The sequence below is a fragment of the Azospirillum doebereinerae genome (genome assembly GCF_003989665.1).
GTDB classification, from domain to species: domain Bacteria; phylum Pseudomonadota; class Alphaproteobacteria; order Azospirillales; family Azospirillaceae; genus Azospirillum; species Azospirillum doebereinerae.
Genome location: NZ_RZIJ01000005.1, coordinates 219,827 through 231,994, shown reverse-complemented (window position 1 = coordinate 231,994; position 12,168 = coordinate 219,827). Strand labels below are relative to the sequence as shown.

The 12,168-nt window shown below is 69.5% G+C and carries 13 protein-coding genes; 6 read left to right on the top strand and 7 right to left on the bottom strand.

The window, feature by feature from the left end; genetic code table 11:
• Nucleotides 1–79 precede the first annotated feature (79 nt).
• Together EJ913_RS09155 and EJ913_RS09150 are read right to left on the bottom strand one after the other, a co-directional pair.
• The gene (locus EJ913_RS09155) at nucleotides 80–643 is read right to left on the bottom strand and encodes a DJ-1/PfpI family protein (protein ID WP_126996973.1); all 564 of its coding nucleotides are present in this window, start codon (nucleotides 641–643) and stop codon (nucleotides 80–82) included.
• Between the two features lie 404 nt (nucleotides 644–1,047).
• Entirely contained in the window at nucleotides 1,048–1,917 is an 870-nt protein-coding gene (locus EJ913_RS09150; protein WP_126996971.1) for an MBL fold metallo-hydrolase, read from the bottom strand.
• Nucleotides 1,918–2,133: 216 nt separating this feature from the next.
• On the opposite strand from EJ913_RS09150, the gene EJ913_RS09145 reads away from it, so the two are divergent.
• On the top strand, nucleotides 2,134–2,883 hold the full coding sequence (locus EJ913_RS09145; RefSeq protein ID WP_126996969.1) for a helix-turn-helix domain-containing protein: 750 nt from the start codon (nucleotides 2,134–2,136) through the stop codon (nucleotides 2,881–2,883).
• Here the strand turns inward: EJ913_RS09145 and EJ913_RS09140 are convergent.
• Complete coding sequence (locus EJ913_RS09140) at nucleotides 2,865–3,554, bottom strand: response regulator transcription factor (RefSeq protein WP_126996967.1); 690 nt, start codon at nucleotides 3,552–3,554, stop codon at nucleotides 2,865–2,867. The two genes, EJ913_RS09145 and EJ913_RS09140, sit on opposite strands and share 19 nt — an antisense overlap.
• Before the next feature lie 64 nt (nucleotides 3,555–3,618).
• The gene (locus tag EJ913_RS09135) at nucleotides 3,619–4,194 is read right to left on the bottom strand and encodes a glycosyl transferase (protein ID WP_126996965.1); all 576 of its coding nucleotides are present in this window, start codon (nucleotides 4,192–4,194) and stop codon (nucleotides 3,619–3,621) included.
• 233 nt (nucleotides 4,195–4,427) lie between these two features.
• On the opposite strand from EJ913_RS09135, the gene ribA reads away from it, so the two are divergent.
• From ribA to EJ913_RS09120, 3 genes are all read left to right on the top strand, one after another.
• Nucleotides 4,428–5,597 carry a GTP cyclohydrolase II gene (gene ribA / locus EJ913_RS09130; protein ID WP_126996963.1) on the top strand — a complete coding sequence of 390 codons (1,170 nt, stop codon included), beginning with the start codon at nucleotides 4,428–4,430 and terminating at the stop codon, nucleotides 5,595–5,597.
• Nucleotides 5,598–5,776: 179 nt separating this feature from the next.
• Nucleotides 5,777–6,703 (top strand): hypothetical protein, encoded by a 927-nt coding sequence (locus EJ913_RS09125; protein WP_126996961.1) that lies wholly within the window; start codon nucleotides 5,777–5,779, stop codon nucleotides 6,701–6,703.
• Nucleotides 6,700–7,245, top strand: a complete 546-nt coding sequence (locus EJ913_RS09120; RefSeq protein WP_126996959.1) for a L,D-transpeptidase family protein — start codon at nucleotides 6,700–6,702, stop codon at nucleotides 7,243–7,245. Before EJ913_RS09125 ends, EJ913_RS09120 begins: the two co-directional genes overlap by 4 nt.
• A gap of 8 nt (nucleotides 7,246–7,253) precedes the next feature.
• On the opposite strand, the gene EJ913_RS09115 is transcribed toward EJ913_RS09120, so the two are convergent.
• Nucleotides 7,254–7,964, bottom strand: a complete 711-nt coding sequence (locus EJ913_RS09115) for a YggS family pyridoxal phosphate-dependent enzyme (RefSeq protein WP_126996957.1) — start codon at nucleotides 7,962–7,964, stop codon at nucleotides 7,254–7,256.
• A 114-nt stretch (nucleotides 7,965–8,078) separates the two neighbouring features.
• Here EJ913_RS09115 and EJ913_RS09110 point away from each other — a divergent pair, with 114 nt between their 5' ends.
• A complete protein-coding gene (locus tag EJ913_RS09110; RefSeq protein WP_126996955.1) occupies nucleotides 8,079–8,600 on the top strand; it encodes a hypothetical protein in 522 nt (173 codons plus the stop codon).
• Between the two features lie 139 nt (nucleotides 8,601–8,739).
• On the opposite strand, the gene EJ913_RS09105 is transcribed toward EJ913_RS09110, so the two are convergent.
• Nucleotides 8,740–9,831, bottom strand: coding sequence for a porin (locus EJ913_RS09105; RefSeq protein ID WP_126996953.1), 1,092 nt, complete (start codon nucleotides 9,829–9,831; stop codon nucleotides 8,740–8,742).
• A 304-nt stretch (nucleotides 9,832–10,135) separates the two neighbouring features.
• Nucleotides 10,136–11,296 (bottom strand): porin, encoded by a 1,161-nt coding sequence (locus tag EJ913_RS09100; protein ID WP_126997124.1) that lies wholly within the window; start codon nucleotides 11,294–11,296, stop codon nucleotides 10,136–10,138.
• A gap of 302 nt (nucleotides 11,297–11,598) precedes the next feature.
• Here EJ913_RS09100 and EJ913_RS09095 point away from each other — a divergent pair, with 302 nt between their 5' ends.
• Nucleotides 11,599–12,138, top strand: coding sequence for a DUF3576 domain-containing protein (locus tag EJ913_RS09095; RefSeq protein WP_126996951.1), 540 nt, complete (start codon nucleotides 11,599–11,601; stop codon nucleotides 12,136–12,138).
• The last annotated feature ends 30 nt before the right edge of the window (nucleotides 12,139–12,168 follow it).

Sequence of the window (12,168 nt, the reverse complement as noted above, 5' to 3'; positions counted from 1 at the left end):
ATTTTATGCTGCAACGCAAAAAGGCCGCCGCACCCGATGGTGCGGCGGCCTTTTCACGAACGACGTTCCGATGGGCGCGTCAGGCGGCCTTGCGAACCGCGGCGACGTCGCCGAACAGCTTCACGACGGCTTCGACGAAGTCCATCAGCTGCTCCTGGCCGAGCGCGCTGACGGTGGCGTCATCCACCACCAGGGCCTCGTCGCTGATCTTGCCGCCGGCGGCCTGGAGGTCGGCGCGGTAGGCTTCCGGAGCGGCCAGCACGCGGCCACGCAGCTTGCCCGGGATGGCGAGCAGCTGGATTCCGTGGTCGATCGCGGCGATCGGCTTGCCGGCGTCCAGGAAGTGGCCGACGATGCGGCGGGTGTGCGCCGACTGCTGGAGCTTGGCGACGCTGCGCTCGCCGCCCGGCAGCAGCAGCATGTCGAAATCGGCGCCGAGCGCCTCGCCCAGCTGCTTGTCGACCGGGAAGTAATGGCCCCAGGACTTGCCATGCCAGCCGTTCACCAAGCCCGTCTCGGTCGAGATCGTGCGCAGGGTGGCGCCGGTCTTGAGCAAGGCGCGCTGCGGTTCGGTCATCTCCGCTTCTTCGAAGCCGTTGGAGACGAGGATGGCAATGGTCTTTCCCGTGAGCGAATTATCCATACTTGACTGTCCTTTTCATCGTTTCAACCGTAGAACGCCGGGGAAGGCTCCACGCGGGGAATGCGGCGGAGTTGGGTCGGCCAGCGACGCGCCCGAGCATCGGCGCGACGGGCCGGACCCTCCGCCGGAACCCGCAGCGGGCAGCCGGCGTGTGGGACCGTTACGTCCCGGATCGGTTTGTTTTCAGCATGGGACACAAGTGGTCTCGAAGCGTCCCCAAGTCAACAAGGGATTCCGCATCGCAACCGGGAGTGTCCGTGCCGGGAATTCCCGGCCGGATGCCCATTTCGCGGCCCCGTTCAAGACTTTCAGCCGGGTTGACGGGCACCATGGGTGGAGGCCGTGCAAGGCAGCCATACCATGGGGGCGGGGCTATGACCAGCCCCCCGACCGTACTAGCCACTTTACAGCGACAGTTCCATCCCCTCGCGGGCGACCAGCGAACCGGGGCGCATCGCCTCGGCCTCCGCCGCGATGGCGTCCAGTTCGCCGTCGGTGCGGGCGGGGTCGTGGTGGAAGATCACCGCGCGGCCGACCCCGGCCTCCTCGGCCAGACGCAGGCATTCCTGCCACGTCGAATGGCCCCAGCCGACCCGCGCCGGGTATTCCGCGTCGGTGTAGGTGCTGTCGTAGATCATCAGATCGGCGCCGCGCAGCAGCTCCAGGATGACCGGATCGCGGCCCTGGGCCGGGTGCTCGGTGTCGGTCAGCACGCAAACGCTGCGCCCACCGAACTCCACGCGGTAGCCGGTGGCGCCGTCCGGGTGGTTCAGCGGGGCGGTGCGCACCACGACGCCCGGCTTTGGCTCCAGCGTCTGGCCGGCGGTGAAGTCGCGGTAGATGCAGTCGGCGCGGAAGATCTCGACCGGCACCGGGAACAGCGGCGCCGTCATCATGTCCGACAGCACGGTGCGGAACGGCCGGTTCGGCGGCAGATGCCCCGCCCACAGCCGCAGCCGGCTGGCCGGGTCGAAGGCCGGCGCGAAGAAGGGTAGCCCGCAGATGTGGTCGAGGTGGCTGTGGGTCAGCAGAAGATCGATGTCCACCGGCCCGCCGCGCGCCAGCGCCTCGCCCAGCGCGCGGATTCCGGTGCCGCAGTCGAAGACGATGTGGGCCTCGCCGCAGCGCAGCTCGATGCAGGCCGTGTTGCCGCCGTAGCGCACGGTGTCCGGCCCCGGCGACGCGATGCTGCCGCGAACCCCCCAGAAACGGACGGTGAAAGGCGCGGCGGGCGCAGGGGCGGGAACGGAGCGGGGCGGGAAACCGGCGGTCATGAGGCGGCCATGTTGGCGAGGCGCGCGAACGAAGTCGAGCGAAAACCACCCCCTTCGATCGGGTGGAACTTCGGGTCCAACCTGATACGCCTACCGACGATGGGCGTGTGTTCCAACCTATAAGATGTGGTAGCGTGCCGGCGGTCGCGCAAAACGCGGCTTCCTTGCCTGCGGCCCCTCATCGCGTTTGGGGCGTGCCGACGGAACCGACGACCGATGGACCCAGACAAGCTCGCCAAAGTCCTCGCCATGACCGAGTCGGAGCATCCAGGGGAGGCGTTGTCCGCCCTGCGCGCCGCCCGCATCATGCTGTCGCGCGCCGGTCTGTCCTTCCGCGATCTGGCGGAACGCGCCCGCACCGACCGGGTCCTGCCCGAGCCGCCCACCGTCGTCGTCCCGCCCGTCACCCCGGCCCAGCCGCCGCCGCCCGACCAGCTCGTCCAGGGCCTGCGCCGCCAGGTCCGCGACCTGGAGCTGGAGCTGGCCACGCTGCGCCGCCAGCTCGACAAGGCGGCGGGCGACCTCGACCGCCACAAGGACGAGGCCGACCGCTGGCGCCGGCTGGCGCGGGAGACCGCCGAACAGCTGTGGGACGTGGGCAAGGCGCTGGAGCGCAAGCATTCCCGCCACGCCAGCGCCGACAAGCGCCGCGCCGTGCTGGACCTGTTGCAGGATCCCGGCAGCGCCCTGCTGTCCGACCAGGAGATCGCAAGGCGCGCCGGGGTGGCGCCGCAGACCGTCGGCCATTGGCGCCGCCGCCTCGCCATCGTCGGGCGCAAGCTGCGCCTGCTGCCGGTGGTGCCGCGCGGCCGGGGCCTGTGGGGCGCCCCGTTCCAGCAACGCGCCCCGGCGCTCGACCGCGAGCGCCGCCGCTGGCCCGGCTTCGCCCTGGAGGTCACCATCGCCGGCCGGGGCAATTCCGCCGGCGGGAAGGCCGGCGGACCGCCTTACGGCACCAAGCGGTAGCCGCCGGGCTCGGTCACCAGGATTTCCGCGTTGGACGGGTCGCGCTCGATCTTCTGGCGCAGGCGGTAGACGTGGGTTTCCAGCGTGTGGGTGGTGACCCCGGCGTTGTAGCCCCAGACCTCGCCCAGCAACGTCTCGCGTCCGATCACCTGATCCCCCGCCCGGTACAGGTATTTCAGGATCGCCGTCTCCTTTTCGGTCAGGCGGATCTTGCGGTTCGCGGCCTCGTCCAGCAGCAGCTTGGCGGCGGGCTGGAACCGGTAGGGGCCGAGGACGAAGACCGCGTCCTCGGTCTGCTCGAACTGGCGCAGCTGCGCGCGCAGCCGGGCGATCAGCACCCCCAGCCGGAAGGGCTTGGCGATGTAGTCGTTCGCGCCCGATTCCAGCCCCAGGATGGTGTCGGCGTCGGTGGAGGACGCGGTCAGCATGATGATCGGGCAGCGCACCCCGTCGCGCCGCAACAGCTTGCACACGTCGCGCCCGTCGAGGTCGGGCAGCCCGACGTCGAGCAGGATGGCGGAAAAGCCGCCGCCCCGCGCCGCCTCCAGCGCGGCGGCGCCGTCGCCGGCCTCCGCCGTCTCGAACTCCTCCAGCAGGCGGAGCTGTTCGGCCAGCGACTGCCGGAGCGCCGTGTCGTCGTCGACCAGAAGAATGCGTCGGGGGGGCGTCATGGGCGCAGCGAAACCAAGCCGGAAAAAGCGGCCGGGACCTTAGCACGCGGCCCCGGCCCTGTCGTCATGGCTCATCGCCAGACGGCGGAAGGGCTTGCGGGCTGGCTTGCAGGCCGGGACGGAGAGCGGACAGGCGTGTCAGAAGGATCCCGACCGCCTCCGGCGCCGCCTGGACCACCCGCTCCGCCGCCACCTCCAGGGCCGTGACCGTGGCGGCGACCGCCGCGTCCGGGACCACGACGAGGCGCATCAGGGCCAGCGCCCCTTGTTCCAGATGCCAGCGCGCCATGGCCTCTTCCGCGCCCAGCCCCGCGTCGGTCCAGCGCAGCCGTTCGACCAGCGCCACGAAGCGCAGCCGGCGGTCGTCGATGGGCAAAGCGGCGGCGAGGTTGGGCAGGGCGGCGCCGTCCAGCAGCACCGTCGCCCCGTCGGGCAGCCGCGCCAGCGCGATGTCGGCGGCGAGGATGGCGGAGGGATCGACCTGCGGGTGCGGGCCGGGCAGCGCGTGGGCCGTCACCGACCGCCCCGCCGCCCGCAGCGCCTCCACCACGCGCCGGCTGTAGGCGTCGGCCGGCAGGACGGCCGGCAGCAGCGCGTGCAGGACCGGATCGGCAGCATCCGCCGGGGTGTTGCTGGTCATCACGAAACGGCGCTCCTTGGTTGGCTTTTCCGCATCCTAACGCGTCCCGCCACGCGACGGGCAGTGCCTGTTGCTCGGCCCCGCCTGGATCGTGGCGCGGCGCGGCGGCGATCGTTGCGGACCCGGCAACGGAGTGACGCGCGGGAAACGCTGGACAGGGGCGCGCCTCCTGCGCTTTGCTTCGCCCGCCCGCCGCACCATCTCCAGCCTTTCGCCGCGAAGTACCCCGATCGATGCACGCCGAACGCCGCCCCGACACCCGTCCCCTGATCGACGAAGCCGCCGTTCGCGCCGTTGACCGCGCGCTCGCCGCGCTCCGCCGGGGCGAGGTGATCGCCATCGAGACCGCCGATGGCACCGTCGGCGCTGCGGTGTCGGTGGAGTCGGTGCCGCTCGACGCGGTGGAGCGGCTGAAGGCGCTGACCGGCGGCGTCCCGACCCTGGCGGTCACCCGGCGGCGCGCCATCGTGCTGGGGCTGGCGGCCGACACCGACGACACCGCGCCGGGCGTCGTGGCGCTGGGCTGCGCGGGCGGCCTCAGCGCCGACCAGGCGCACGCGTTGGCCGACCCCGAGCACCGCCCCGACAACGCCACCCTGCCTCATGGCCTCACCGCCGCCGTGATGCCGGTGGACACGCGCGAGGCGGCGGCCGTCGACCTCGCCCGGCTCGCCCGGCTGCTGCCCGCCGCCATCACGGCGCAGGTCGTTCCCGAGGATGACGGCGCGGCCCTCGATGCGGCGGCATGGGCGGCGGAGCACGACCTGCTGCTGGTCCGCGCCCGCGACGTGGCCGATTACCGGGTCCACGTGGTGCGCACGCTGCGCCGCGTCGCCGACGCGCGCGTGCCGCTGAGCGGGGCCGAGAACACCCGCATCTACGCCTTCCGCCCGGCCGACGGCGGGCCGGAACACCTCGCCATCGTCATCGGCGACCCGGATCCCGAACAGCCGGTTCTGGCCCGGCTGCATTCGGAATGCTTCACCGGCGACCTGCTGGGCAGCTTGCGCTGCGACTGCGGCGACCAGCTGCGCGGCGCCATCGCCGAGATCGCCCGCCAAGGCAGCGGCGTCCTGCTCTACCTCGCGCAGGAGGGCCGGGGCATCGGTCTGGTCAACAAGCTGCGCGCCTACCGCATCCAGGACCAGGGCTTCGACACGGTGGACGCCAACGAGATCCTAGGCTTCGAGGCCGACGAGCGGGTCTATCTGCCGGCGGCGGAGATGCTGCGGCAGCTGGGCTTCTCGGCCGTGCGCCTGATGACCAACAACCCGGAGAAGCTGCGCCAGCTCACCCGTTGCGGCATCGCGGTGGTGGAGCGCGTCGCCCACATCTTCCCGGCCAACGGCCACAACGAAGGCTATCTCCGCACCAAGGCGGAACGCAGCGGCCACATGTTCTGAAGCGCCGCCGGGAGGCGGGGGCCAGGACGGGGGCAGGAATCGCCACCTTGGCCCGGCAGTTCTTGCCGCCCGTGCTGCAAGGGGAATCGGATTCCGGGTGAAGCGGGCGGAATGGGTCGCCAAAAGCTGGCACATCGCTTGCTTACCTGAGGAACGACCTCAGCGCCGGGAGACTGCCCATGGCCATCGACGCCACCTCCATCGACAGCGGAGCCACGCAACGCGCGGCGGCGCCGCGCGAACGGACGTCGCCGGTGATCAGCGACGGCCACAACGGCGGCCCCGTCGAAATCCGTGGGGAGATGTCCTTCTGGGACTTCCTGGACGTCATCAACCCGCTTCAGCACATCCCCATCGTCAGCACGATCTACCGCAACGTCACCGGCGACACCATCCAGCCGGCCGCCCGCGTGATGGGGGGCATGCTGTACGGCGGCCCGCTAGGCGGCATGGCGGCGATCACCAACGCGGTGGTGGAGGAAGCGCAGGGGAAGGACATCCCCGACCAGATCATGACCGCGCTCGGCTTCGAAGGCGGTGACCATCCCACCGGCTCCGTCGACGTGGCGGACGCCTCGGGGGGATCGGCCGGCGCCGGTTCCCCCGTGGATCCGCTCGCCGCGAAAGCCGCGTTCCAGGCCGCCGAAGGACCGGCCGGGTCGCCGGTCAAGCTCGGCGCCGCGACCTCGGGATCGGCGGCCGGGGCAACCGGAACCGGAGCGGCCGGCGCCGCGGCGTCTCCGTCGCTGGCCGCGCAGCTGGCCGCCGGAGCGGGGCATGGCGGCGGCTTCAGCGGGGGCAAGATGCCGGCGCGCGATACCCCTCTCGCCAGCTCGACCATGGTCAAGCACAGCGTTCCGAAATTCGCGGCCCCCCTGCCCGGCTCCATCCCGGTCAACGCCCAGGCGGCAAAGCCCGGCGCCGCGCAGGCTGGCGCCCAACCGACCGCCCAAGCCGCCAACGCCAACGCGACCCCCGCCGCCAACGCGAACGGAACCACGGCGCCCGAGCCGCTGTCGGAAACCATGATGCGCAATCTGGCGAAATACGAGCAGTCCCGCAAAGCCGCCCAATCCGCCGCTCCCGCTCTCCGCGTGTCGAGTTGAGCGGTCCGGCCGAAACGGCGGCCAAGGCCGCCGTCGCGATCACCGTCGATCCCGACGGCCATCTCCTGTGGCCCGGCGGGCGGGTTCGCTGCGCCCTGGGACGCGGCGGCATTCGGACCGACAAACGCGAGGGCGACGGCGGCACGCCGGTCGGCCGCTTTCCGCTGCGCCGTGTCCTGTGGCGGGCCGACCGCCTGGACGTTCCGGACACCGGCCTTCCCACATCCCCCATTGCCCAAGACGACGGCTGGTGCGACGCGCCGTCCGATCCCGCCTACAACCGCCCGGTCAAGCGCCCCTACCCCGCCAGCCACGAGGCGCTGTGGCGCGAGGACGGGGTCTACGACGTCATCGTGGTGATGGGGCACAACGACGATCCCATCGTCCCCGGCCATGGCAGCGCCGTTTTCCTGCACGTCGCCCGGCCCGGCTGGACGCCGACCGAGGGCTGCGTCGCGCTCGCGCTCGACGACCTGCTGCGCCTGCTGAAGGACTGCGCGCCGGGCAGCGCGCTGACCGTTCCCGATCCCGCCGCTCCCTGAACCCCGGCTCAGGCCGCCGGATAGGGCCGCGACCCGAAAATCGCGGTGCCGACCCGCACATGGGTGGCGCCGAAGCGGACCGCCGTCTCGAAGTCGCCGCTCATCCCCATGCTGATCTCCGCCAGCCCCAGGCGCCGCGCCATCTCCGCCAGCAGCGCGAAATGCATCGCCGGCTCCTCGTCGACCGGCGGGATGCACATCAGTCCCGTCACCGGCAGGCCGAGCCGGTCGCGGCAATCGGCCAGGAACGCTTCAACCTCGGCCGGGGGGATGCCGGCCTTCTGCGGTTCCTCGCCGGTGTTCACCTCGATCAGGCAGCGCGGTCGGCGGCCGGACTTCGCCATCTCCTCGGCCAGCGCCTCGGCCAGCCTGGGGCGGTCGAGGGTCTGGATCACGTCGAACAGGGCGACCGCGTCCTTGACCTTGTTGGTCTGGAGCGGGCCGATCAAATGCAGTTCCAGATCGGGGAAGCGGGCCTTCAGATCGGGAAACTTGCCCCTGGCCTCCTGCACGCGGTTCTCGCCGAACACGCGCTGACCGGCGGCCAGGGCCTCCTCCACGGCGTCCGCCGGGTGGGTCTTGGAGACCGCGACCAGCGTCACCGCGCTCGAGTCGCGGCCGCACGAGGCGCCGGTTTCGGCGATGGAGCGGCGCACCCCGGCGAGGCGCGTCGTGACGGAATCGGCGTGCGGATGGTCGGTGCCCTGCGTCGGCGTCATGGCGGCCCCCTGTCGGATCGGTCCATGTGTACAGCGGACCGTGCGGCGTGTTAGCGGACAGGCTGCGGAAACGCAAGCATCCCCCGTAAGACGCCTGCCCGAGGAGACCTCCGCATGCGGAGTCTGGTTCGCCCCCTGTTGTCCGCCCTGTTCCTCACCCTGGCCGCGACCGGCTCCGCGCCGGCGCAGGATGCCGGGAAAACCGCGCCCCCAAAGGCGGCGGCGCCGGCCAAGCCGGGCAAGGCGAAGGTGATGCCGGGATCGCCGATGGCCCAGGTGAAGTTCGGCGAACCGGCCTACCCGCTGACCGACGACGGCACCTACCGCGACTACATGGGCCGGATCGTCGGCGAATACGGCCGCCGCTGCGTCCGCCAGGAGCAGTTCGGCTGGGAACTGGCGAAGGGCGACCAGGAGCGCCTCGACCGCATCTTCCAGGGCACGATGACCGGCTTCGGTCAGACCGGCTACCTGACGGGCGAGATCAAGCCCAAGGCCGTCACCGACCCCGAAACCATCGTCTTCCTCGCCGACCGCGCCAAGCACCGCCTGCTGATGGTGTGGGTGCCGATGGAAACCTCGGTCCTGCTGATGATGTGCGACACCGACACGGCGACGACGCCCAGAAAGCCCTGATCGCGGCACCGGCCGGACACCAGCGAAGATCGGACGCACGCCCGCGTCCGGACCCGCGCCGGCTTCGTCAAAGAGTCAAAAAAAGAGGCGGCGGATTGCTCCGCCGCCCAATTTTCTGCTGCCGGTTGGAACCTGTCGCTTAGAAAGCGAAGCGGGTGTCCAGCAGGAAGATGTTGGCGTCGTTGTTGACGGTGCCAACCTTGTTGTCGAGGTAGCTGTATTCCAGGCCGGCGGTGAAGCCGGGGGCGACCGTGTAGGTCACACCGGCCTGCCACAGGTGGGCGCGGGCGTTCAGGCCGGCGTAGGCGCTGTCGATGCCCTGGGCGTCGGTGTAGGTCGCCGCCAGGACGACGGGGCCGAGCGTGTAGTTCGCGCCGACGATCCAGACCTGCTGGTCGTCCACGCCACGGGTGCCCGTGGCGTAGCCGCTGTCGCCGCTGAAGGCGTAGCTGCCGCCGATCTTGAAGCCGGCGAAGCCGATGTTGGCGCCGACGTGCACCGAGGACAGGTCTTCGGTGTTGGAGATGTCGGCCTTGCCGAACTGGTAGGCCGCGCTCGCCTCGATGGCGACGGCGCCGAACTCACCCTTGTAGGTGGCCTGGACTTCGCCGATGTCGCGGTACGGCGCGCTGTTCTTCACGCGGTTCACGTTGGTGTTGCTGCTGCCATACACCGGCGTGAAGGCGGCGCCGATCTGGAAGCCGGCGAAGTTCGGGGTCAGGTAGATGACCTTGGTGCTGGCGTCGCCCGACTCCAGCGTGCGCAGGCTGCCCAGGACGTACGGAGCGCCGCTGGCGTTCACGTAATAGTTGATGTACTGGGCGTCCGGCGAACCGGCGATGCCTTCGACGTTCGGGCTGATGATGCCGTATTCGTCCGACAGGCCGTTGATCACGCCGGCCTGGAGGGTACCGAACGAGCCGTTCGCGAAGATGAACGCGCGGTCGTTGTCGGTGCCGCGGCTGTTGCCGGCGCCGTTGTTGGCGCGCAGGCGCAGGCGAGCGCCGTATTCCAGACCGTTGTCGGCCTTGGCCGTCGGGGTGATGGTCAGGCGGAAGCGGTTGGCGAATTCGGTCTCGCGCAGGCCGGTGTCGATGTCCTGGTCGACGTAGGCGGCCTGGAAGTAGGCGTCGCCGCCGACCACGATGTCGAACTTGGATTGGGCGGAGGCGGTGGCGCAACCGGCGGCGAGGGCAACGGCGGCGCAGCCGAGAACGAGAGAACGCTTCATGGATTGTCCATCCTTTTGGCAGGCACCCCTGTTGCGGGGCCAAGCGGTTGTCTTTGTGACTTTGACTTAACCGCGCCGCTCGCCCTCAGGCAAGGGGCAAAGTGTCATCCACTCTCCCCTCGTGTCACATAGTGGCAAGGATGACACAACATTAGTGCGTTGATTTTAAAGAGAATTATCGCCTTGCTGCAAAAACAGCACATCTCCTGCCCAGAGAAAAGGCGATGCGCGCAAAAATTGAGCATAAAAAAAAAAGGCGGTGGCCGAAGCCACCGCCCTTCTTCATCCGAAACCGAACGTTCTATTAGAACGCCAGGATCGTGCGGACGAGGACGACGTTGCCCTTGTCGTCGCGGTCAACGGCCGCGGTCGACAGGTCGCTGTCAGCCTTGAAGTAGTCGTACTGAGCCTGCAGGGTCAGACCCGGAGCGACGGTGTAGCCGACGCCGATTTCGTAGACCTGCAGCTCGCGGTCGCCATTGACGGCCAGCGAACCGGCGTCCTTGCCGTTCTTGTAGTTGGCACCGACCACGATCGGACCGGCGGTGTACTGGACACCGGCCTGCCACATGCGGCTGTTCTCGGTGAAGAAGCCGGGACGCTCGTTCTGGCCCGACTTGCCGAAGTCGGTGTAGTTACCACCGACCACGAAGCCGGCGTAGCCCAGCTGGGCGCCGAGCTGGTAGGCGTTCAGGTCCTTGTAGTTCGAACCGACGACGTTGTCGACGGCCTGACCCCAGAAGTAGCCGGCGCTGGCCTTGACCAACACACCACCGAAGGTGTTGTTGTAGTTCGCACCGACTTCGACCATGTCCTGGAAGATCGGGTTGAACTGGCCGAGGGCGGCGCCGACCGGCTTGGTGCGGTTGACGTCGGTGGCCGAGCTGTCGTTGCGCGGCAGGTAGCTGGCGCCGAACTGGAAGCCGGCGAAGCGCGGCGAGAAGTACACGATCTTCGTCGAGTTGTTCTCAACGACCAGCGACTGGTTGATCATGCTGCCGTTCAGGCTGGCCAGACCACCGGTGATGTCGGCGTTGCCGAGCCAGGCGGTCACGCCGTCATAGATGCCGAGCGGCAGGTAATCCTGCGGCGCCGAGACGTAGGTCTCGTCGTTGAAGGAGTTCTGGACGCCGAGGCGGACCTGACCGAAGCTGCCCTGCGCGTAGATGTACGCACGGTCGGCATCGGTGGTGCGGGCGTTGCCGGCGCCGGCGTTGGCGCGGATACGGATGCGCGCACCGTACTCCAGGCCGTTGTCGGCCTTGGCGGACGGGATGATGTTGATGCGCATGCGGTTACGGAATTCCGTCGAACGGAGGCCCGAGTCGAGATCCTGGTCGACATAGCCCGCTTCGAAGTAGGCGTCGCCGCCCACCTTGACTTCGAACTTGGCCTGGGCGTTGGCAGCGCCAGCACCGAGGGCGAGAGCAACGGCGGCGGAGCCGGCCAGCAGATAACGGTTCATAATAGGTGCCTCCATCCTGGCAGCAGATGTTTTCAGCCTGGTTGACGTCCTGGCTGAGACTTTCGTACGCACCTGGGACCAAGCCAGCAAGCGTCAAATCGGAAGGAATGCAGCATTGAGGGGACAGTGTGTCGCACGGAGCACACTGAGTTCGCCCCCTTCGGCGGTGCACACAGAGCTGTCGGGCAGGGCTGCCCGAACGCTTCCGCTGTTGCGCGGCCCCGTCCAGTTATGGTCTTTACTGCGGCATTCCGCGCGCGGTTCGCGCGTGGCGCCCCCATTCTTGATCCGGGTTCCCGACCATGCGCCGCCTGACCGCCCTTCGCCTTGCTCCCGTCCTGCTCGCGGCCTCCCTCGGCGTCGCCGGTTGCGCCAGCTGGGGTGGCAAGACCGAGACCATGGAAGAGCAGATTAAGAACAAGGACTACAAGTTCGGCAGCCTGCTCGGCACCGAGGGTGGCCTGAACCTGTTCGGCAAGAACAAGCGCGGCGGCGACCAGGACAACGCCAACGGCCTCAGCGTCAACAGCTTCCTGTGGCGCGCCTCGCTCGACACGCTCTCCTTCATGCCGATCGCCTCGGCCGACCCGTTCGGCGGCGTGATCCTGACCGACTGGTACACCCCGCCCGACTCGCCGAACGAGCGCTTCAAGGTGAACCTCTACATCCTGGACCGCCAGCTGCGCGCCGACGGCGTGCGCGTGTCGGTGTTCAAGCAGCAGCGCAGCGGCGCCGACTGGCGCGACACCAACGTCGGGCCGGAAACCGCCGGCACGCTGGAGGACGCGGTGCTGACCCGCGCCCGCCAGCTCCGCGTCGCGCAGAACGCCGCCGCGCGCTAAGGCTGCGGCCGCTCTGAAGTCAAGCTGATC

Bases quoted from the DNA above. Each gene is read 5' to 3' on its own strand.
- EJ913_RS09155 (WP_126996973.1), bottom strand. From the start codon at position 643: ATGGATAATTCGCTCACGGGAAAGACCATTGCCATCCTCGTCTCCAAC.
- EJ913_RS09150 (WP_126996971.1), bottom strand. From the start codon at position 1,917: ATGACCGCCGGTTTCCCGCCCCGCTCCGTTCCCGCCCCTGCGCCCGCC.
- EJ913_RS09145 (WP_126996969.1), top strand. From the start codon at position 2,134: ATGGACCCAGACAAGCTCGCCAAAGTCCTCGCCATGACCGAGTCGGAG.
- EJ913_RS09140 (WP_126996967.1), bottom strand. From the start codon at position 3,554: ATGACGCCCCCCCGACGCATTCTTCTGGTCGACGACGACACGGCGCTC.
- EJ913_RS09135 (WP_126996965.1), bottom strand. From the start codon at position 4,194: ATGACCAGCAACACCCCGGCGGATGCTGCCGATCCGGTCCTGCACGCG.
- ribA (WP_126996963.1), top strand. From the start codon at position 4,428: ATGCACGCCGAACGCCGCCCCGACACCCGTCCCCTGATCGACGAAGCC.
- EJ913_RS09125 (WP_126996961.1), top strand. From the start codon at position 5,777: ATGGCCATCGACGCCACCTCCATCGACAGCGGAGCCACGCAACGCGCG.
- EJ913_RS09115 (WP_126996957.1), bottom strand. From the start codon at position 7,964: ATGACGCCGACGCAGGGCACCGACCATCCGCACGCCGATTCCGTCACG.
- EJ913_RS09110 (WP_126996955.1), top strand. From the start codon at position 8,079: ATGCGGAGTCTGGTTCGCCCCCTGTTGTCCGCCCTGTTCCTCACCCTG.
- EJ913_RS09105 (WP_126996953.1), bottom strand. From the start codon at position 9,831: ATGAAGCGTTCTCTCGTTCTCGGCTGCGCCGCCGTTGCCCTCGCCGCC.
- EJ913_RS09100 (WP_126997124.1), bottom strand. From the start codon at position 11,296: ATGAACCGTTATCTGCTGGCCGGCTCCGCCGCCGTTGCTCTCGCCCTC.
- EJ913_RS09095 (WP_126996951.1), top strand. From the start codon at position 11,599: ATGCGCCGCCTGACCGCCCTTCGCCTTGCTCCCGTCCTGCTCGCGGCC.